General features: G+C 69.5%; 17 protein-coding genes. 11 read left to right on the forward strand and 6 right to left on the reverse strand.

What is annotated here, in order from left to right; translation table 11 throughout:
* Positions 1-55: 55 nt before the first annotated feature.
* Both ACF8LI_RS14445 and ACF8LI_RS14450 read right to left on the reverse strand, forming a co-directional pair.
* Positions 56-1,561, reverse strand: a complete 1,506-nt coding sequence (locus ACF8LI_RS14445) for a sensor histidine kinase (protein WP_392414264.1) — start codon at positions 1,559-1,561, stop codon at positions 56-58.
* Positions 1,562-1,563: 2 nt separating this feature from the next.
* On the reverse strand, positions 1,564-2,280 hold the full coding sequence (locus ACF8LI_RS14450) for a response regulator transcription factor (RefSeq protein WP_016448168.1): 717 nt from the start codon (positions 2,278-2,280) through the stop codon (positions 1,564-1,566).
* A gap of 168 nt (positions 2,281-2,448) precedes the next feature.
* On the opposite strand from ACF8LI_RS14450, the gene msrB reads away from it, so the two are divergent.
* The 7 genes from msrB (at position 2,449) to ACF8LI_RS14485 (ending at position 11,047) form a co-directional block, all read left to right on the forward strand.
* A complete protein-coding gene (gene msrB / locus ACF8LI_RS14455; protein WP_392414228.1) occupies positions 2,449-2,949 on the forward strand; it encodes a peptide-methionine (R)-S-oxide reductase MsrB in 501 nt (166 codons plus the stop codon).
* Positions 2,950-2,965: 16 nt separating this feature from the next.
* Positions 2,966-4,729 carry a cytochrome c biogenesis protein DipZ gene (locus ACF8LI_RS14460; protein WP_392414229.1) on the forward strand — a complete coding sequence of 588 codons (1,764 nt, stop codon included), beginning with the start codon at positions 2,966-2,968 and terminating at the stop codon, positions 4,727-4,729.
* 34 nt (positions 4,730-4,763) lie between these two features.
* Entirely contained in the window at positions 4,764-5,513 is a 750-nt protein-coding gene (gene msrA, locus ACF8LI_RS14465) for a peptide-methionine (S)-S-oxide reductase MsrA (RefSeq protein WP_392414230.1), read from the forward strand.
* 62 nt (positions 5,514-5,575) lie between these two features.
* Complete coding sequence (chrA, locus tag ACF8LI_RS14470; RefSeq protein ID WP_392414231.1) at positions 5,576-6,955, forward strand: chromate efflux transporter; 1,380 nt, start codon at positions 5,576-5,578, stop codon at positions 6,953-6,955.
* 12 nt (positions 6,956-6,967) lie between these two features.
* Positions 6,968-7,795 (forward strand): AraC family transcriptional regulator, encoded by an 828-nt coding sequence (locus ACF8LI_RS14475; protein ID WP_392414232.1) that lies wholly within the window; start codon positions 6,968-6,970, stop codon positions 7,793-7,795.
* An 84-nt stretch (positions 7,796-7,879) separates the two neighbouring features.
* Positions 7,880-8,566: a B3/4 domain-containing protein gene (locus ACF8LI_RS14480; RefSeq protein ID WP_392414233.1), complete on the forward strand. Its 687-nt coding sequence runs from the start codon at positions 7,880-7,882 to the stop codon at positions 8,564-8,566.
* Positions 8,567-8,887: 321 nt separating this feature from the next.
* Positions 8,888-11,047, forward strand: coding sequence for a TonB-dependent siderophore receptor (locus ACF8LI_RS14485; RefSeq protein ID WP_160855647.1), 2,160 nt, complete (start codon positions 8,888-8,890; stop codon positions 11,045-11,047).
* A gap of 54 nt (positions 11,048-11,101) precedes the next feature.
* Here the strand turns inward: ACF8LI_RS14485 and ACF8LI_RS14490 are convergent, their stop codons facing one another.
* On the reverse strand, positions 11,102-12,052 hold the full coding sequence (locus ACF8LI_RS14490) for a transglutaminase family protein (protein ID WP_016448176.1): 951 nt from the start codon (positions 12,050-12,052) through the stop codon (positions 11,102-11,104).
* 228 nt (positions 12,053-12,280) lie between these two features.
* Here ACF8LI_RS14490 and ACF8LI_RS14495 point away from each other — a divergent pair, with 228 nt between their 5' ends.
* Positions 12,281-12,967, forward strand: coding sequence for a GntR family transcriptional regulator (locus tag ACF8LI_RS14495; protein ID WP_012204906.1), 687 nt, complete (start codon positions 12,281-12,283; stop codon positions 12,965-12,967).
* 12 nt (positions 12,968-12,979) lie between these two features.
* Here the strand turns inward: ACF8LI_RS14495 and ACF8LI_RS14500 are convergent, their stop codons facing one another.
* From ACF8LI_RS14500 to ACF8LI_RS14510, 3 genes are read right to left on the reverse strand one after another with little or no spacing between them, the layout of a single operon-like run.
* The gene (locus tag ACF8LI_RS14500) at positions 12,980-13,399 is read right to left on the reverse strand and encodes a heme-binding protein (RefSeq protein WP_392414234.1); all 420 of its coding nucleotides are present in this window, start codon (positions 13,397-13,399) and stop codon (positions 12,980-12,982) included.
* A 49-nt stretch (positions 13,400-13,448) separates the two neighbouring features.
* On the reverse strand, positions 13,449-16,535 hold the full coding sequence (locus ACF8LI_RS14505) for an FAD-binding and (Fe-S)-binding domain-containing protein (RefSeq protein WP_392414235.1): 3,087 nt from the start codon (positions 16,533-16,535) through the stop codon (positions 13,449-13,451).
* Positions 16,536-16,543: 8 nt separating this feature from the next.
* Positions 16,544-17,233: a GntR family transcriptional regulator gene (locus ACF8LI_RS14510; protein WP_012204897.1), complete on the reverse strand. Its 690-nt coding sequence runs from the start codon at positions 17,231-17,233 to the stop codon at positions 16,544-16,546.
* A 158-nt stretch (positions 17,234-17,391) separates the two neighbouring features.
* Here ACF8LI_RS14510 and ACF8LI_RS14515 point away from each other — a divergent pair, with 158 nt between their 5' ends.
* The 3 genes from ACF8LI_RS14515 (at position 17,392) to ACF8LI_RS14525 (ending at position 20,375) form a co-directional block, all read left to right on the forward strand.
* Positions 17,392-18,633 carry an alanine--glyoxylate aminotransferase family protein gene (locus tag ACF8LI_RS14515; RefSeq protein ID WP_047327241.1) on the forward strand — a complete coding sequence of 414 codons (1,242 nt, stop codon included), beginning with the start codon at positions 17,392-17,394 and terminating at the stop codon, positions 18,631-18,633.
* 105 nt (positions 18,634-18,738) lie between these two features.
* Positions 18,739-19,776, forward strand: coding sequence for a tripartite tricarboxylate transporter substrate binding protein (locus tag ACF8LI_RS14520; protein WP_071955152.1), 1,038 nt, complete (start codon positions 18,739-18,741; stop codon positions 19,774-19,776).
* Between the two features lie 11 nt (positions 19,777-19,787).
* On the forward strand, positions 19,788-20,375 hold the full coding sequence (locus ACF8LI_RS14525) for a tripartite tricarboxylate transporter TctB family protein (RefSeq protein WP_392414236.1): 588 nt from the start codon (positions 19,788-19,790) through the stop codon (positions 20,373-20,375).
* Positions 20,376-20,388 lie beyond the last annotated feature (13 nt).

Consider the following 20,388-nt stretch of genomic DNA (forward strand, 5'->3'; position numbering starts at 1 on the left):
GTGCATGCCGCGCCGTCGAGGGCGCGCTGTGCACAAGGGTAACCCACGATCCGCGTCAGCCCTGGCGCGGCCGGGCGCCGGCGCCCGTTGCCTGCGCGGCCGCAGGCAGCACGAACCGGAAGCTCGCCCCCTGCCCCGGCTGGTCCACCAGTTCGATGCGGCAGCCGTGCAGCTCCAGCATGCGGTGGACGATGCGCAGGCCCAGGCCGCCGCCGCGGCGGGCGCCGCCCACGGTGAAGGGCCGCTCGAACAGGCCTTCGCGCAGATCGGCCGGGATGCCGGGGCCGGTGTCGGCCACGGTGACTTCGACGGCGTTGCCCGCCGCCGCCAGCGCCACCTGGATGCTGCCGCCTTCGGGGGTGTGGCGCAGCGCGTTGTCCAGCAGGTTGCCCAGCACGCGCTCGATCATCCCCAGGTCGGCCTGGACGACGGGCAGGCGGGCTGGGAAGTCGGCCCGCAGCGCCACCTGTCGCGCCTCGGCACGCAGCTCGAATTTCTGGAACACGTCCTGCACCAGGTCGGGCATGGAAAACGGCTCCGGCTCGGGCTGGACAAAGCCGTACTCCAGGCGCGCCAGCTCGAACAGGCTTTGCGCCAGCTCGCCCACCTTCTGGCTCTGTGCCAGGGCAATGCCCAGGTAGCGGCGGCGTTCGGTGGTGTCGAGCACGGCGTCCTTGAGCAGCAGCGTTTCCAGGTAGCCGTGCAGGGACGACAGCGGCGTGCGCAGGTCGTGCGAGACGTTGGCGATGAGCTCGCGCCGCTCCTGGTCCTGGCGCGTGAGGGCGCGCCACTGCTCGCCGATGCGCGCCACCATGCGGCGGTAGGCCGCGTCCAGCACGGCGATCTCGTCGCGGCTGTCCTGCGCGGCGCCGGGCTGGGGGGGCGGCAGGTCCGGGGGGGTGCCATGGATGTCGAAGCCGGCCACCTCTTCGGTGAGCCGGCGCAGCGGCCGCGTGATCAGCGCAAAGGCCACCAGGCCGGCCACCAGGCACAGCAGCGCCACCAGGCCGATGGACCACAGCGCCGTGCTGAGCACCGAGTTGGCCGAGCCCTGCGCCACCAGCTGGTCATGCGCCTCGCCCTGCAGCACCACGTAGATGAAGCCCACTTCCTTGCCGTTGACGCGCAGCGGCGCCGCGCTGAAGACCTTGCGGCCTTCGGTGCTGCGCGGGTCGTCACCCAGGATGGGCAGCGTGCCGCCTTCCAGCAGCCGGTGCACGGGCGCCAGGTCCACGCGCTCGCGGCGCACGCGGCCGTCGGGGGCGGCATGGCCGGCAATGCGGCCGTCGGCGTCCAGCAGGTAGACCTCCACGCTGGGGTTGACCAGCATGAGCTGGTTGAAGAAGCTGCGCACGGCGCCGGGCATGAGGCCGTTGGCGTCGGTCAGCTGGGCGTCGCGCGCAATGCTTTCGGCCACGTCGCGCGACAGGCCCTGCACCACTTCCAGCTCGTGCATGCGGCTGGCGCGCAGCTGCATCCAGGCCGAGGTGCCGCTGCACACCAGCAGCAGCACGGCAAAGACCAGGGACAGGCGCTGGGTCAGTGTCAGGCGCAGTTTCATGGTCATGCGCCCTCGCCCGCTTCGGCGAACTTGTAGCCGCGCCCCCAGACGGTGAGGATGCGCGCGGGCTGGGCCGGGTCGGCCTCGATCTTGGCGCGCAGGCGGTTGATGTGGGTGTTGACGGTGTGCTCGTAGCCTTCGTGCTGGTAGCCCCAGACGGCGTTGAGCAGGTCCATGCGCGAGAACACCTTGCCGGGCTGGCGCGCAAAGAAGTACAGCAGGTCGAACTCGCGCGGGGTCAGGTCCAGCCGGGCACCATGAAGCCGGGCATCGCGCGCCACGGGGTCCATGGCCAGGCCGTCAATGGACAGGCTGCCGGACTCCAGCCGCGCGTTCTGGGCCAGCGCCTCCACGCGGCGCAGCAGCGCCTTGACGCGCGCCACCAGCTCCAGCACGGAAAACGGCTTGGCCAGGTAGTCGTCGGCGCCGATCTCCAGGCCCAGGATGCGCTGCACCTCGCTGGAGCGCGCGCTGATGATGATGATGGGCGTGTAGCGCGCCATGGCGCGGGCGCGGCGGCAGATCTCCAGGCCGTCCACGCCGGGCAGCATGATGTCCAGCACCAGCGCGTCCCAACCGCCGCGCTCCAGTTGGCGCAGGCCGTCGTCGCCGCGCGCGCAGTGCATGACTTCCAGGCCCTCGTCGCGCAGGTGCAGCGTGAGCAGGTCGGCGATATGGGCGTCGTCCTCGACGAGAAGTACGCGGCGCGTGGCGGTCATCGGATGCGGTTTCCTGGAAGTGGCGGGAGTGGCTGCCATTGTGCGCAATACCGGGGCCGGGAGTTATCACGAATCTTTGAACTCTGCGTGAGGACTTCGGGAGGCCGGCGCCCTAACCTGACTGGCATCGCATCGTTTTCAGACGCACGCAACCTTCAGGAGCACACCATGACCACCAGACGCCATCTTCTGTGGACCGCAGGCGCCGGCACCACCGCCGTGCTGGCGGCCAGCCTGTTCCCGCGCCGCGCGCCAGCGGCCGCCTCCAGCGAGGTCTTCGAGGTCAGCTACACGGATGCCGAGTGGCGCGCCCGCCTCACGCCCGAGCAGTACCGGATCCTGCGCAAGGAAGGCACGGAGCGTGCAGGCTCCAGCCCGCTGAACAAGGAGCACCGCGCGGGCACCTTTGCCTGCGCGGGCTGCGCGCTGCCCCTGTTCTCTTCCAAGACCAAGTTCGACAGCGGCACGGGCTGGCCCAGCTTCTGGCAGCCGCTGGACAAGGCCGTGGCCACGCGCCAGGACCGCACCTACGGCATGCTGCGCACCGAGGTGCATTGCCGCCGCTGCGACGGCCACCTGGGCCATGTCTTCGACGACGGCCCCAAGCCCACGGGCCTGCGCTACTGCATGAACGGCCTGTCGCTGACGTTCACGCCCCAGCCGGCCTGACCCCGGGAGCCACGCCATGCTGCTGATCGTCCTGGCCTATCTGGGCGGGGTGCTGACCATCGTCAGCCCCTGCATCCTGCCGGTGCTGCCCTTCGTCTTTGCACGCGCCGACCAGCCCTTCGCCAAAAGCGGCCTGCCGCTGCTGGCGGGCATGGCGCTGACCTTCGCCCTGGTGGCCTCGCTGGCCGCCGTGGGCGGCGGCTGGGTGGTGGCCGCCAATGAATACGGCCGCTGGCTGGCCCTGGGCCTGGTCGCCGTGTTTGCGCTGACCCTGCTGTGGCCCGGCCTGTCCGAGCGGCTGACGCGGCCGCTGGTGGCAGCGGGCTCGCGCCTGTCCGAGCGTGCCCAGGGCACGGACGGCGGCGCCCGCCCCGGCGCCTCGCTGCTGCTGGGCGTGGCCACGGGCCTGCTGTGGGCGCCCTGCGCCGGCCCCATCCTGGGCCTGATCCTCACGGGCGCCGCACTGCAGGGCGCCAACACCACCTCCAGCCTGCTGCTGCTGGCCTATGCGGCCGGTGCGGCCACCTCCATGGCGGCGGCCCTGCTGCTGGGCGGCAAGGTGTTTGCGGCGCTCAAGCGCATGCTGGGCGCGGGCGAATGGGTGCGGCGCGGGCTGGGCGCAGCCATGCTGGCCGGTGTGGGCGCGATTGCGCTGGGGCTGGACACGGGCGTGCTGGCGCAAGTGTCCACGGCCTCCACCGGCGGCCTGGAGCAAAGGCTGGTGGACCGCCTGAGCGGCAGGCCCGAGGGTGGCGCCATGGCCATGCAGGCCGGTCCCGCAATGATGGCCGGCGGCCCGTCCCGCGCCGCCCTGCCGGACGAAGGGCTGGCCCCTGCGCTGGACGGCGCCACCGACTGGCTCAACTCCACCCCGCTGACGGCCGAACAACTGCGCGGCAAGGTGGTGCTGGTGGATTTCTGGACCTACTCCTGCATCAACTGCCTGCGCACCCTGCCCTATGTGAAGGCCTGGGCCGAGAAGTACCGCGACCAGGGCCTGGTGGTGGTGGGCGTGCATGCACCGGAGTTCGCCTTCGAGCGCAAGCTGTCCAACGTGGAAAAGGCCGTCAAGGACCTGGGCATCGGCTACCCCGTGGCCGTGGACAACGGCTACAAGATCTGGCGCGCCTTCCACAACCAGTACTGGCCGGCGCACTACTTCATCGATGCCCAGGGCCGCATCCGGCACCACCACTTTGGCGAAGGCGGCTATGCCGAGTCCGAGCGCGTGATCCAGCAACTGCTGCAGGAAGCCGGATCGAAGCAGGTGGACCTGGGCCTGATCGACGTGCAGGCCCAGGGCGTACAGCAGCCAGCCGACATGGCAGCCGTGCGCTCGCACGAGACCTACCTGGGCTATGAGCGCGCCGAGCAATTTGCCGCCACGCCTGCAGCCGTGCACGACCAGGCCACCGCCTATGCCACGCCCGAGCGCCTGCCGCTCAACGCCTGGGGCCTGAGCGGCCAATGGACGGTGGGCCCGGAAAGCGCCACGCTGGACGGCGCCACCGGCCGCATCACCTACCGCTTCCAGGCACGCGACCTGCACCTGGTGCTGGGCCCCGGCAGCGATGGCAAGCCCGTGCGCTTCAAGGTGCTGATAGACGGCAAGGCGCCCGGCGCCTCGCGCGGCATGGACGTGGCCGCCGACGGCAGCGGCAGCGTGACCGCGCAGCGCCTGTACCAGCTGGTGCGCCAGGACGGCGGCGCAGCCGAACGCACCTTCAGCATCGAATTCCTGGACCCCGGCATCTCCGCCTATGCCTTCACCTTTGGCTGATCCCTGGCCGCTTCACTTTCACCGGAGAGACACCATGACCAACGATTCCCCCCTCGCCACCGCACCCCGCCGCCGCGGCCTTCTCCAACTGCTGACCGGCAGCGCCGTGCTGCTGGGCGGCGCCCTGCTGTGGCAGGGCAGCGACCTGCAGGCGGCCGAGCAGGCCGTGCGCATTCCGCCACCCGCGCAGGATGCGCCCGCCACGGGCCAGGGGCCGCAGAAAGCCATCTTTGCGGGCGGCTGCTTCTGGGGCGTGCAGGGCGTGTTCCAGCATGTCAAGGGCGTGCAGCGCGCCGTATCGGGCTACAGCGGCGGCACGGCGGCCCAGGCCTCGTATTCGGCGGTGAGCAGCGGCCGCACCGGGCATGCGGAGTCGGTCGAGGTCACCTATGACCCGGCCCAGGTCAGCTACGGCCAGCTGCTGCAGATCTACTTTTCCGTGGCCCATGACCCGACCCAGCTCAACCGCCAGGGGCCGGACACGGGCCCGCAGTACCGCTCGGCCATCTTCGCCACCGACGCCGCGCAGCTCAGGACCGCCCAGGCCTATGTGGCCCAGCTGGACGCGGCCAAGGTCTTCGGCAAGCCCATCGTGACCCGGCTGGAGGACAAGCCCAGCTTCTTCCCGGCCGAGAACTACCACCAGGACTTCATGACCGAGAACCCGCGCCATCCCTACATCGTCATCAACGACCTGCCCAAGGTGGAGCAGCTCAAGCGCCTGTTCCCGGACAGCTACCGGGCCGAGCCGGTGCTGGTCAAGCAGGCCGCGCGGCAGATGTAGCGCCTGCGCAGCGCGGGTGCCTTCAGGCATCGGGGGCGGCTGCCGTATGAGACATTTGCGGCATGCCCTCCAGCCTGCAGACCGCACCCAACCCGCCCGCTCCCCTTCCCGCGGCCCCTGTGGCCCCCACCCGCGCCGAAGCCCTGCGCTACTGGCTGAAGCTGGGCTGCATCAGCTTTGGCGGGCCGGCCGGGCAGATCGCCATCATGCATGAGGACCTGGTGGAGCGGCGGCGCTGGATCTCGGAGGGGCGCTTCCTGCATGCGCTCAACTACTGCATGCTGCTGCCCGGCCCCGAGGCGCAGCAGCTGGCCACCTATATCGGCTGGCTGCTGCACCGCACCTGGGGCGGCATCGTGGCCGGCGGGCTGTTCGTGCTGCCTTCGCTGCTGCTGCTCATCGCCCTGTCCTGGATCTATGTGGCCTTCGGCCATGTGCCGGCCGTTGCCGGCATCTTCTATGGCATCAAGCCGGCCGTGACGGCGCTGGTGGTGCAGGCGGCCTGGCGCGTGGGCTCGCGCACCCTGCGCAACGGCTGGCTGTGGGGCATTGCCGCGGCGGCCTTCGTGGCCATCTTCGCGCTGAAGCTGCCGTTTCCGCTGATCGTGCTGGCGGCCGGTGCACTGGGCTACCTGGGGGGCAGGCTGGCGCCGCGCCACTTCTCCCCTGCGGGCGGGCACGGCCCGCGCGGGGGCAGCCACGGCCCGGCCGTCATCGACGATGACACGCCCGTACCGGCCCATGCACGGTTCAGCTGGCGTTTTTTCAGCCAGGTGCTGGCGGCCAGCCTGGGGCTGTGGGCCCTGGCGCTGGGCCTGCTGACCGCCGCCTTCGGCTGGCAGGGCGCGCTCACCCAGATGGGCTGGTTCTTCACCAAGGCGGCACTGCTGACCTTTGGCGGCGCCTACGCCGTGCTGCCCTACCTCTACCAGGGCGCCGTGGACCACTACCACTGGCTCACGGCCACGCAGATGATGGACGGGCTGGCCCTGGGCGAGACCACGCCGGGGCCGCTGATCATGGTGGTGTCCTTCGTGGGCTTCCTGGGCGGCTGGAGCACGCAGGTGTTCGGCCCCGATGCGCTGCTGCCTGCCGGCGCCGCCGCCGCCCTGGTCGTGACCTTCTTCACCTTTTTGCCGTCCTTCGCCTTCATCCTGCTGGGCGGCCCCTTCATCGAGTCCACCCATGGCAGGCTGGGCTTCACCGCGCCGCTGACGGGCATCACGGCCGCCGTGGTGGGCGTCATCGCCAACCTGGCCGTGTTCTTTGCCTGGCACGTGCTGTGGCCACAGGGCTGGGCGGGTCCCTTCGACTGGCCGTCCGCACTGCTGGGCCTGGCTGCGGCGGCCGCGCTGCTGCGCTGGAAGGTCGGCGTGATCCCCGTGGTGGTGGGCGCGGGGCTGGCCGGCCTGGCGATCACGCTGGCGCGCCAGGGTGGGTAGAAAGGCTGCGGCATGGTATCGACCACGGATGGGCATTTCAGCTGGCTGCGCTGCCGCACCGCAGGCGTGGAGGCCGTGGCCGCCGACACGGCGAGGCACTTTGGGCGGCATACCCACGAGCAGTACGGCATCGGCCTGATCGAGCGTGGCGCGCAGAAGTCCGCCAGCGGGCGAGGTCTGTACGAGGCCGGGGCTGGCGACCTCATCATGGTCAACCCCGGCGAGCTGCATGACGGCATGCCCCTGGGCGACGGCGGTCGCGCCTGGCGCATGCTCTACCTGGAACCATCGGTCGTGGCCGGGCTCATGGCGGACATGGATGGCGCAGGCCCGGCGGCCGGCTTCGAGTTCCGCCAGCCCGCCGTGCGCGACCCGCGCCTGGGCGCGTGTTTTCAGACCCTGTACCGCAGGATGACCGGCAGCGGCGAGCCAGCGGACGCCCTGGACCTGGACGAAGCCCTGCTGCAGCTGCTGGGCGGCATGCTGCAGCGCCCTGCCCCGGCGCCCCGCGCACCGGCCCCCATCACCCTGGCCCGCGCCCGGATGGACGACGATCCCGGCGCGCCCCTGACCCTGGGCGCCCTGGCCCAAGAGGCGGGCCTGAGCCGCTACCAGTTCCTGCGCGCCTTTGCGCGCGCCACGGGAATGACGCCCCATGCCTATCTGCTGCAGCGGCGCCTGCACCAGGCGCGCAGGCTCATCGCCAGCGGCATGCCGCTGGCCGAGGCCGCCGCGCACAGCGGCTTTGCCGACCAGAGCCATATGACGCGCCTGTTCGTGCGCAGCTTCGGCATGGCGCCCGGCTTCTATGCCAGGGCAGCAAGCGCCTGCACTGCGTGACGCGCTGCAATTTCCTTCAAGACCACGCAAACCGGCCTGGCGAGGATGGAGATCACATCCCCTCCCCACTCACAAGGCCCGATCTTGCAGTTCTCCTACTCACCCTCCATCCCCCGCGACTTTCCTGAACTGGCCTCGCAGACCTTGCTGCTGCGCGGCCTGTCACCCGACGTGCCCGCACACGCCGTGATCGCCCCCTTCATGGCACAGGCCAGGCAGAACCTGGCCTGCACCCCGGAAAGCGAGATGCCATCCATCCAGGCCTGGCGGCGCGGCTTTGCCAGGATGGGCCTCAAGCCCACGCAATACCGCTGCGCCGCCGAGGCCCTGCTGCGCCGCCTGCGCAAGGAGGGTGATCTTCCCGGCCTGCATCCGCTGGTGGACCTGTGCAATGCGGCCTCGGTGGCCTTTGCCATTCCCGTGGCCGTCTTCGACCTGGACCGCATCAGCGGCTGCCTGCAGGTGCGCCCCGCAACCGGCAGCGAGGTCTACGAGACCTTCTCGGGCGAGATCGAATATCCCGAGCCCGGCGAAATCATCTTTGCCGACACGGCTGGCCGCGCCCACGCCCGGCGCTGGTGCAACCGCCAAAGCGGCCACTCGGCAGTGCGCGAATCCACCGTCAACGCGCTGATCGTGACCGAAGCGCTGCACGCCACCGGCAAGACGGATACGCAGCAGTTGGTGCAAGCGTTGCAGGCGGCGGCCGGTCGGCTGTGGCCCGAGGCCGTTTCACACCCAGGCAACCCCTTGCAGGCCGCCCAGGCCTGAGGCGACCGGGGCGGTTGGCGCCCCGGCACGAAGAGGGCTATCACGCTGCGCGGACTTCCCGCAAGCAAGACCGTACGCGTATCGCACCGCCCTGCACATCGACCCACAGGTCCCTTCAGAACAAGCTTCTACGCTATCAAATTGATAACAATGCGTTGCATGCTACATACAAATGAAAAGAAAAAGAAATCATTCCCATTGTCATTCTAGAATCCGCACCCGCCATGACAGGCTGCGCTGCTGGCCCCAGGGCCGGCAGCAGCGCCGACGCACCCAGAGCACGCCCCACGGCACAGGTTTCCCAGCTCTCGACCATTGACCATGCTTACCCAAAGACTCTCGCGCACGGCAGTTGCGCATGCCGCCCTGCTTGCCCTGTGCGGCGCAGCCCACGCACAGGCCCAGCCTGACAAGGTCCCCGAGGCCACGCTCGCCCCGGTCACCGTGAACGCAGGCACCGAGAAGGAAAATCCCACCGGCCCTGTGGTGGGCTTCACCGCCAAGCGCGCCATCTCGGCCACCAAGACCGACACGCCGCTGATAGAGACGCCCCAGGCCATCAGCGTGGTCACGCGCGACCAGTTCGAGGCCCAGGGCGTGCAGACGCTGCGCCAGACCACCGCCTACAGCGCCGGCGTGGTGTCCAACTATTTCGACAGCCGGGTGGACAGCTTCTCGGCACGCGGCGGCAACGTGAGCCAGTACCAGGACGGGCTGCTGCGCACCTACGGCACCTACAACACCAGCCGGCCCGATCCCTACACGCTGGAGCGCGTGGAATTCCTGCGCGGACCCTCTTCCGTGCTCTACGGCCAGGGCAGCGTGGGCGGCGTGCTCAATCTGACCAGCAAGCGCCCGCAGGCCGAGGCGCTGCGCGAGGTGCAGGTGCAGATGGGCAGCTACGGGCGCAAGCAGATCGCCGCCGACCTGACAGGCGCCGTCACCGAAGACGGCCAGTGGCTGTACCGCCTGGTGGCCGTGGGCCGGGAAAGCGGCACCCAGGTGGACCATGTGAACGATGACCGCCTGGTGATCGCGCCCAGCCTGACCTGGCGGCCCAGCGCCGATACCTCGCTCACGCTGCAGGCGCTCTACCAGAAGGACAAGAGCGGCTCGCTGATCGGCTTCTTCCCCTGGCAGGGCACGCGCCTGCCCAGCCCCTACGGCCAGATTCCCACCAGCACCTTCATCGGCGAGCCCGGCTGGGACTCGTTCGACACAGAGAACAAATCCTGGGGCTACCTGTTCAGCCACCGCCTGAACGCGGACTGGACCGTGCGCCAGAACCTGCGGCGCACCATCAGCGACGTGGACTACCGCTCCATCTACACCAGCTTCACCGCCATCCCCGGCCAGGGCCGCCCTGCGCGCCCGGTCTTCAACCCCGACAACCGCAGCGTCTACCGCGATGCCTCCTGGCAGGTCAACGGCGGGCGCATGCTGGTGATCGACACGCAGCTCGAAGGCAAGCTGCGCTGGGGCACGGCCGAGCACACCGTGCTGGCCGGCATGGATGCGCAGCGCAACAGCACCAGCCAGTCCACCTGGCGCGGAGTGACCGCGCCGTTTGACGTCTACAACCCCGTCTACGGCAACTTCACGCCGCCCACGGCCTCGCAGCTGGTGCGCCAGCCGGGCGTGTCGCAAAAGCAATTGGGCTTCTACGCCCAGGACCAGATCAAGTGGGGCCGCTGGACCGCCACCCTGGGCCTGCGCCACGACAGCGCGCAGACGGACACCGAAGGCCGTCCCGCCTCCGCCGTGGACGAGAAGGCCTGGACCAAGCGCGCAGGCGCCACCTACCAGATGGACGGTGGCTGGGCGCCCTACCTGGGCTACTCCGAGTCCTTCCAGCCGCTGGGCGGCGTGAACGTCTACGGCACGCCCTACAAGGCGCAGCGCGGCGAGCAATGGGAAGCCGGCGTGAAATGGCAGCCACCGGGCCAGGGCCTGTCGGCCTTTGCCGCGGTCTATACGCTGCGCGAGAAGAACCGCAAGACCACCGACCCGGCCAACCCGCTCAACAGCCTGCAGATCGGCGAGGTCAAGGTCAACGGCTTCGAGGCCGAGCTGACCGCCAGCCTGGCCCGCCACTGGGACGCCACGCTGGCCTATGCGTACACCGACGCCGTCATCTCCCGCAGCAATGGCGGCGACCAGGGCCAGCGCGTGACCAGCGTGCCGCGCCACACGGCGTCGGCCTGGCTGACGCACCGCTTTGCCAGCGAAGGACGCGGCGGCTGGAGCCTGGGTGCGGGCGTGCGCTACACGGGTTCGCAGTGGACGGGCACCAGCCTGGTAGACACGCCTTCGGCCACCCTGCTGGACGCCATGGTGTCCTATGACGCCGGCCCATGGCGCCTGGCCTTCAACGTGGTCAACCTGACCGACAAGGTGCAGATCACGCAGTGCCTGGCACGCGGCGACTGCTTCTACGGCCAGCGGCGCACCTTTGCGGTGACGGGAACGCACCGCTTCTGAGGACCGCCGCCGCGCGCCTCACACAGCCCAGGCATTTCACGCAGCGCAGGCAGCTCAGGCAGGCAGCTGCCTGAAGCTCCTTCGGTCCGCCGTGCTGCCAAACGATGCGCAGCCCGACAGCACGGCGGGCGAAGGCGCGGTGGTCGACAGCGCCTCGCTGCACAGCCGGGGCAGCTGGCTGTGCTCGTCTTCCAGGGCCTGTGTCTGGATCATGGGGGCCATGGCCACCACGTTGCCGAAGATGGTGGCAAAGGCCACGTCGGCCGCGTCACGGCCCGTGCCAAAGCGCATGAAGCCCATGGGAATGGCCGTGCCCGATGCATCGAACAGGTACCACCTGTCGCCCAGGTAGGCTTCCACGTAGGCATGGAAATCGGGCGGGCCCAGCGCAGGGTCGGCACCGTAGTCCGTGCCGGTGGCGATGCGGGCGGGAATGTTCAGCGCGCGGCACAGCGCGATCATCAGGTGCGTGAAATCGCGGCACACGCCCACCTGCTCCACCAGGGTATCGACGGCCGAGGTGGACGAGTTGCTGGTGGCCGAAGCGAAGGTCACCAGCTCCTGCACCCACTGCTGTATGGCCAGCACGCGCGAATAGCCGGGCGCCAGGTGGCCGAAATTGCGGAAGGCCAGCTGCATCAGCCGGTCGGACTGGCAGTAGCGGCTGGGGTAGATGTAGGGCAGGACCTCCAGCGGGATGCAGCGCACCGGAACCTCGCCCAGCGCCGCCGGATCCTCGCGGTGGTGCGCGATGCAGACGGTGGCCGTGTAGGTCAGGTGCAGTGGGCCTGGGTTGGCATGCAGGCGCATGAAGCGGGTGGAGGTGGCGGGCTCGGTGGCAATGTCGGGCTCCACCGGCTGGCTGAGCACCAGCCGCTCGTTCTCCACCGTCTGGTGCGAGGTGTGGGCCGCATGGATGTTGAACACGAAGTCGGCCCCGGCCGGATCGCGGATGTCATAGGCAAGATCCACCTGGATCTGCAGCCTGATTCCTGGTTGGGCCATTGTTTTTCCCTGGTTGGTCTGTCGGATCGGCATCCATGGTGGGATCAAGAGTCTCCGCCGGCCGTAGGCCCCTGCTGAAAAGCCTGTAGTGCTTGGCAGGGACAGCGCGTGCGCCCGCCCGGCGGCCCGCAGGGGATGCAAACTCGGCTAACATCGGCGCCGCCCCGCATGGCGCAATACCTGTGGCGGGGGCATCCACCAGCCAGGAACAGCCAAGGAGACCGCTAGATGGCGGAGATCATCGAGATATCGCGGGCGGCGCTGCACGAGCAGGTGGCGGACCGTTTGCGGTCCATGCTCATCGAGGGGCGCATCGCCCCGGGCGCCAAGCTCAACGAGCGCGAGCTGTGCGAGCAGCTCGGCGTCTCGCGCACGCCGCTGCGCGAGGCCATCAAGCTGCTGGCCGCCGAAGGCCTGGCCGACCTGCTGCCCAACCGCGGCGCCATTGCCGTCAAGCTGAGCGAGGCCGACGTCATGCACGCCTTCGAGGTGCTGGCCGGCATCGAGGGCCTGTCGGGCGAACTGGCCGCCCAGCGCATCACCGACCAGGAATTCGCCGAGATCCGCGCCCTGCACTACGAGATGATGGCCAGCGTGGCGCGCGCCGACGTGTCCGCCTACTACCGGCTCAATGCCGCCATCCACGCGGCGCTGAACAGCGCCGCCAAGAACCCCGTACTGACGGAAACCTTCCAGCGCATCAACAACCGCGTGCAGTCGCTGCGCTTTCGCACCAACCTGGACACGGCCAAGTGGAAGCAGGCCGTCAAGGAGCACGAAGCCATGATCGAGGCCCTGGGCGCACGCGACGCCACGGCCCTGCGCGAGCTGCTGGTCACCCACCTGCACCACAAGCGCGATGCCGTGCTGGCCATGCTGCGCGCCGAGGCCCTGCAGCCGCGCAAGGCGCGCTGAAGCCCAGGGCCCCTACCGCTGCGGCGCGGCCCCCAGCGCCGCAATCCCCGCCCGCGCCACCTCCGCATCCTCGGCCGGCTTCACCCCGCTGACGCCCACGGCGCCCAGGCAGTGGCCCTCCCTGGTGATGGGCACGCCGCCTTCCAGCAGGCCCTGCAGCGCGGGCACGCTCAGGTAGGCGGTACGGCCACCATTGATCGTTTCCTCATAGAGCCGGCTTTCCTTGCGGCCCAGTGCTGCGGCGTGGGCCTTGGCCGGCGCGATGTGGGCCGAGGCCGGTGCCGCGCCGTCCAGGCGCTGCAGCCACAGCAGGTGGCCGCCGTCATCGGCGATGGCGATGCTGACGGCCCAGCCGCGCGCCGTGGCATGCGCCTCGGCGGCCTGGGCGATGGTCTTGATGTCCTGGAGGTCCAGGCAGGACTTGTGCTTCATGGGAGTGCCTTGGTCTTGTGCGGGATGGAGGATGGCGATCAGCGGGCAGTCAGCGGGCGTCCAGCAGGCTTTCCAGCAGCCGCGCCACATGCACGGCTTCGCGCGCCGCGCCGTCGGCGATCTGGTGGCGGCAGCTGGTGCCGTCGGCCACGACGATGGCTTCGGGGCGCTGGCGGATGGCCGGCAGCAGGGCCGCCTCGGCCATGTCCATGGACACCTGGTGGTGGCTGGCCTCGTAGCCGAAGCTGCCGGCCATGCCGCAGCAGGAGCTTTCGATGAGCTCGGGCTGGGCGCCGGGAATCAGCCGCAGCACGTCGAGGATGGGGCTGACCGCGCCAAAGGCCTTCTGGTGGCAATGGCCGTGCACAAGGATGGGCGCCTCGGCCGCACGCAGCGGCAGCGCAAAGCGGCCGGCCTTCACTTCACGGGCAATGAATTCCTCGAACAGCAGGGCCTGTGCAGCCACCGCCTGCGCAGGCTCGCCCAGGCCCATGACCAGGGCTTCGTCGCGCAGGGTCAGCAGGCAGGAGGGCTCCAGGCCGACGATGGGAATGCCGGCGCGGGCCAATGGCGCCAGGGCGTTGATCAGCGCACCCGCGCTGGCCTTGGCCTGCTCGACCATGCCGGTGGCCAGGTAGGTGCGGCCGCAGCAGTGGTGGCCGCCGCCCTCTTTGGCGGACTTGCTGGCGGTATGCAGCGCATAGCCGGCCGCCTGCAGCACGCGCGCGGCGGCCAGGGCGTTTTCGCTCTCGAAGGTGCCGTTGAAGGTGTCCACGAAGAGCACGGCCACGCGCTCGCCGGCCGCCGCGCGGGCCAGGGCCTGGTCGCGGTCAAGAAGGGCATGTGCTTCGGGCGCGCGCCAGAAGGTGTCGCTGCGCCAGGCCGGCAGCGAGCGCCGGGCGGACAGGCCCAGCAGTTTTTCGCCCAGTTGGCGCAGCACGGGCAGGCGGTTGCGCAGGTTCAGCAGCCAGGGCATGCGGCTGGCCGTGGCCGCGTAGCGCGGCAGATGGGCGACCAGCCGGTCCTTGAGCGTGTGGCCATGGCGGGCCTTGTAGTGGGCCAGGAATTCCACCTTCATGCGGGCCATGTCCACGCCCGTGGGGCAGTCGCGCCTGCAGCCCTTGCAGCCCACGCACAGGTCCATGGTGTCGTGCAGGGCCTCGCTGGTGAAGGCGTCCGGCCCCAACTGGCCCGAGATGGCCAGGCGCAGGGTGTTGGCTCGGCCGCGCGTCAGGTGCTGCTCGTCGCGCGTGACGCGGTAGCTGGGGCACATGGTGCCGGCGTCGAACTTGCGGCAGTGGCCGTTGTTGTTGCACATCTCCACGGCCTTGGCAAAGCCGCCGGTGACGTCGCCGCCCGTGCCGGGCGCCGTGGTGACTTCGGTGACCGGGTCGGCCTGCACGTTCCAGGCGGACCAGTCGAGCACGGGCGTGATGGGAATACGCCGGTAGGGCCGGGGCGCATCGGCGGGCGCAAAGCGGAACAGCCGGCCATCGTCCATCCTGGGCGTATCGATGATCTTGCCGGGGTTGAACAGGCCCTGGGGATCGAACTCCTGCTTGATGGCGCGCAGGGCCTCGGTGATGGCGGGCCCGAACTGCCAGGCAATCCACTCGCCGCGGCACAGCCCGTCGCCGTGCTCGCCGCTGAAGGCGCCCTTGTATTTGCGCACCAGTTCGGCCGCTTCCTCGGCAATGGCGCGCATGCGCGCCGCGCCGTCGGTGCGCATGTCCAGGATGGGCCGCACATGCAGCGTGCCCACGGAGGCATGGGCGTACCAGGTGCCCCGGCTGCCGTGGCGCGCGAACACTTCGGTGAGCGCATCGGTGTACTCGGCCAGGTGCTGCAGCGGCACGGCGCAGTCCTCGATGAAGCTCACGGGCTTGCCGTCGCCCTTGAGGCTCATCATGATGTTCAGCCCCGCCTTGCGCACTTCCCAGAGGTTTTTCTGGGCCGCTTCCTCGGGCATTTCCACCACGCTGCCGGGCAGGCCCAGCTCGCCCATCAGCTCCACCAGCTGGCGCAGCCGCGCCAGCAGCGCGGCGCGGTCGTCGCCGGCGAATTCCACCAGCAAGATGGCGGCGGGCCGGCCGATGAGCGCGGTCTCTATGGTGGGCTTGAAGGCCGGGTTGGCCAGGCCCAGCTCGATCATGGTGCGGTCCACCAGCTCCACGGCCGTGGGGCCCAGCTTCACGATGTGCTGGGCCGAGTCCATGGCCGCGTGGAAGGTGGGGAAGTTGACCACGCCCAGCACCTTGGCGCGCGGCAGCGCGCTGAGCTGCAGGGTGAGCGAGCGCGTGTAGGCCAGCGTGCCCTCGGCGCCTATCAGCAGATGGGCCAGGTTGACGCTGCCGTCGGCCGTGTAGGGCCGCTCGCTCTGGTTGTCGAAGATATCGAGGTTGTAGCCGGCCACGCGGCGCATGACCTTGGGCCAGTGGGCGTGAATGTCCTCGCGGTGCTGTTGCGCCAGCCCGTGCACGAATTGCGCAATGCGCGCCGCGCGGCCCGTGGCCTGGGCCACGGGGCCGAAGTCCAGCAGCTCGCCATCGGCCATCCAGGCGCGGGCGCCGCGCACGTTGTGGACCATGTTGCCGTAGGCAATGGAGCGCGAGCCACAGGAGTTGTTGCCCGCCATGCCGCCCAGCGTGGCCTGGGCGCTGGTCGATACGTCCACCGGATACCACAGGCCGAGCTTCTTGAGCCGGGCGTTGAGGTGGTCCAGCACCAGGCCGGGCTCGACCTCGGCCGTGCCTGCATCAGGGTCCACCGAGAGGATGTTGCGCAAATGCTTGCTGTTGTCGATCACCAGGGCCGCGCCCGTGGTCTGCCCGCACTGGCTGGTGCCGCCGCCACGCGGCAGCACGGGCACCTTCAGCTCGCGGGCGATCTGCAGGGCCGTGGCGATGTCTTCTTCACAGGTGGGCACGAAGACGCCCACCGGCATGATCTGGTAGATGGAGGCATCGGTGGCATAGCGCCCGCGCGAGGCGGCGTCGAACAGGACCTGGCCGCGCGTGTCCGAGCGCAGGCGGCGCGCCAGCATCTGGCTGACATCGTCGGGCGGCAGCACGGTGCCGGGGGCGGGCACGGTGTCGTCGGGGGAAGCGGCAAGGCGGTGCGTGGATTCCATCAGCATGGCGGCTCTCATTCGTTCATGGTTCGTGGGTAGATCTGGCCTGCCTTGAGCAGGGCGATGACGGTGTCGCGCTTGTGCTCCAGGTGGGCGACCAGCACCTGGCGCAGCGCGGCGGCATCGCGCGCCTGCAGCGCCTCCAGCATGCGTTCGTGCTCCTGGACGGCACGCTTCCACTTGGCCGCGTCCTGGTTGGTGCGAAAGCGCAGCGACTGCACGCGGGCGTTGATGCGGCCATAGGTCTCGGCCAGCACGGGGTTGGCGGCGGCGCGGTTGATGGCCGAGTGGATCAGCGCATTGAGCCGGTAGTAGCCGGACAGGTCCTGGCGCGCATGGCTGGCCAGCATCTCGAAGTGCAGGGCCCGCACCTCGGCCAGTTGCTGCTCGCTGATGCGCTGCGCGGCCAGCTCGCCCGACATGCCCTCCAGCCCCGCCAGCACCTCGAAGGTCTGCAGCACATCGGCCTCGCCCAGGCGCACGGCCACGGCGCCGCGGTTGGGCACCAGGTCCACCAGCCCTTCGGAGGCCAGCAGCTTGATGGCCTCGCGCAGCGGCGTGCGCGAGACGCGCAACTGCTCGCACAGCGCGCGCTCGTTGAGCTTGGCGCCGGGCGGTATGCGCCCCTCCACCAGCCAGGTGCGCAGCCGCGCCGCCACCTGGTCATGCAGGGCAAGCCGCGAAATCTCGATGATCTCCGCCATGGATTCTCCTGGTCGAATGAATTTTGCATTCATTTTTACGCAAGCATTTCTTAAGGCATTCATGGTTATCACCAAGGCATTTATGAATTTTGAATGCAAAAATTTGCAAACACCCTCCCCCGCAGACCGACCTGGCATTTCCTTGAAAAGGACGCACCATGCTCACGCTCGACAACCATCCCACGGGCCGCCACTTCCTCCAGATCCCCGGCCCCAGCCCGGTTCCCGACCGCATCCTGCGGGCCATGAGCCTGCCCACCATCGACCACCGGGGGCCGGAGTTCGGCCAGCTCGGCCTGAAGGTGCTGGCCGGCATCCAGCAGGTCTTCAAGACCCGGCATCCGGTGGTGATCTATCCGGCCTCCGGCACGGGCGCCTGGGAGGCGGCCCTGATCAACACGCTCAGCCCTGGCGACCATGTGCTGATGTTCGAGACCGGCCACTTCGCCTCGCTGTGGCAGAAGATGGCCACGCGCCTGGGCCTGTCCACCGAGTTCCTGTCCTATGGCGGCTCCGACGAGCACCTGCCCCAGGCGCCGGGCTGGCGCCATGGCGTGCAGGCCGGGCTGATCGAGGCGCGGCTGCGCAAGGACACGGAGCGCCGGATCCGCGCCGTGTGCGTGGTGCACAACGAGACCTCCACGGGCGTGACCTCGGACATCGCCGCCGTGCGCCGGGCCATCGACGCGGCGGGCCACCCGGCCCTGCTGCTGGTGGACACCATCTCGGGCCTGGCCAGCGCCGACTACCGCCATGACGAATGGGGCGTGGACGTGACCATCAGCGGCTCGCAAAAGGGCCTGATGCTGCCGCCCGGCATCAGCTTCAACGCGCTGTCGCCACGCGCGCTGGAGGCTGCCAAAAGCGCCAGGCTGCCCAAGTCGTTCTGGGCCTGGGACGAGATCGTGGAGATGAACCAGACCGGCTACTGGCCCTACACGCCCAACACCAACCTGCTGTACGCCCTGTCCGAATCGCTGGACATGCTGCTGGCCGAAGGGCTGGATACGGTGTTTGCGCGCCACCAGCGCTGGGCGGCCGGCGTGCGCGCCGCCGTGCAGGCCTGGGGCCTGCCCATCCAGTGCGCCGATCCGCAGGTCTACTCGCCCGTGCTCACCGGCGTGATCACGCCCGAGGGCGTGGATGCCGATGCCCTGCGCCGCCTGATCCACACGCGCTTCGACCTGTCGCTGGGCGCGGGCCTGGGCAAGCTCAAGGGCCGCATGTTCCGCATGGGCCACCTGGGCGACAGCAACGACCTGACGCTGCTGGCCATGGTGGCGGGCGTGGAGATGGGGCTGAAGCTGTCCGGCATCCGTCTGGCCGGCAGCGGCGTGCAGGCGTCCATGGATTACTTCGCGGCCCACGCCGCAGCCGGTGCGCTGCGCAAGGCCGCCTGAACCCATCGGCCCCGCGCCGAAACCCCTTGGCAGAGCCGGAGCACATGGCTCGCCCCCTTGATCGTGGATTGCACCCATACCAGGAAATAACAGGAGACAAGAGACATGACATCGCCCCGCAACCGCCTGGCGGCAACTGCCGTCGCCACCCTCGCCGCCACCGCCGCCATCACCCTCGCCGCCCCTGCCGCCTGGGCGCAATGGAAGCCCGCCAAGTCCGTCGAACTCGTCGTGCCGTTCTCGGCCGGTGGCGCCTCGGACCAGATGGCGCGCGTGATCCAGGCCATCGTCACCAAGCACAAGCTGATCGAGCAGCCCGTGGTCATCCTCAACAAGGCCGGTGCCTCCGGCGCCGAGGGCATTCTGGATGTCAAGGCCTCGGCGCGCGACCCGCACAAGCTGCTGGTGGCCTCCACGGCCATCTTCACCCTGCCCATGGCCACGGCCCTGCCCTTCCAGTGGCGCGACCTGAATCCCGTGGCCATGATTGCCCAGGACCAGTTCGTGCTCTGGGTCAATGCCGAGACCGGCTACCAGACGCCCGCCGACTACCTGGCCGCCGCGCGGCAGGCCGGCGGCAAGTTCAAGATGGGCGGCACCAGTTCCAAGCGCGAGGACCAGATCATCACGGCCAACATGGAACAGGCCGCCGGCGTGAAGTTCACCTACATCCCCTACAAGGGCGGCGGCGAGGCCAGCACGCAGCTGGTGGGCAAGCACATCGACTCCAACGTCAACAACCCCAGCGAGTCCATGGCGCAGTGGCGCGCGGGCCAGGTGCGGGCGCTGTGCGTGTTCGACACGCAGCGCATCGAGTACACGGCCAAGGTCACGGGCAGCCAGGCGCTGTCGGACATCCCCACCTGCAGGGAGCAGGGCCTGGATGTGCAATACACCATGCTGCGCGGCTTCTTCCTGCCGCCCGGCACCACGCCCGAGCAGGCGCAGTTCTATGCAGGCGTGATGCACAAGGTGGTGGCCACGCCCGAGTGGAAGGAGTACCTGGAGAAAAACGCGCTCAAGCCCGAGTACATGACGGGGCAGGCCTTCGTGGACTTCCTGGCCAAGGACGAGACGCGCCACCTCGACATCATGAAGAAGGCCGGTTTCCTGTCGGCCAGCGTGGCCGCCGCCGCCAAGTGAGGAGCCGCGCCATGGACACCGCCATCCACCTTGCCCCGCCCTCCTCCAACGCAGCGGCAGCAGCAGCCCCGGCCCAGGCCTCCAGCGCGGCCACCGAATCCATCCCCGCCACCGAAGCCCAGGCCCCCGGCCTGTCCCGCCGCCATGTGGAGTACGGCGTGGCCGCCGTGCTGCTGGCGCTGGCCGTGCTCGTGGTCTGGGACAACCAGCGCATTGGCGCAGGCTGGAGCGACACCGGCCCGCAGGCCGGCTACTTCCCGCTGCGCGTGGGCGCCGTGCTGGGCATCTGCGCCATCGCCGTCTTCGTGCAGGCGCTGCGCAGCCGCAGCCAGGAGCAGTTCGCCAGCTGGCTGCAGCTCAAGCGCGTGGCCCAGGTGCTGCTGCCGCTGACGGCCTACATCGCCGTGATCGCGCCGCTGGGCATCTACGCGGCCTCGGTGCTGTTCATCACGGGCTTCATGGTGTTTGCGGGCCGCTATCCCTGGTGGAAGGCCGTGGCGCTGTCGGGCTTCACCAGCGTGCTGCTGTTCTACGTCTTCGAGATCCAGTTCAAGGTGCCCCTGCCCAAGGGTCCGCTTGAAGCCTGGCTCGGCTATTGACCCCTGTCGCCGC

Source organism: Delftia sp. WSY_12, assembly GCF_043104645.1.
In the GTDB taxonomy this organism is placed as follows: Bacteria; Pseudomonadota; Gammaproteobacteria; order Burkholderiales; family Burkholderiaceae_C; genus Comamonas; species Comamonas tsuruhatensis.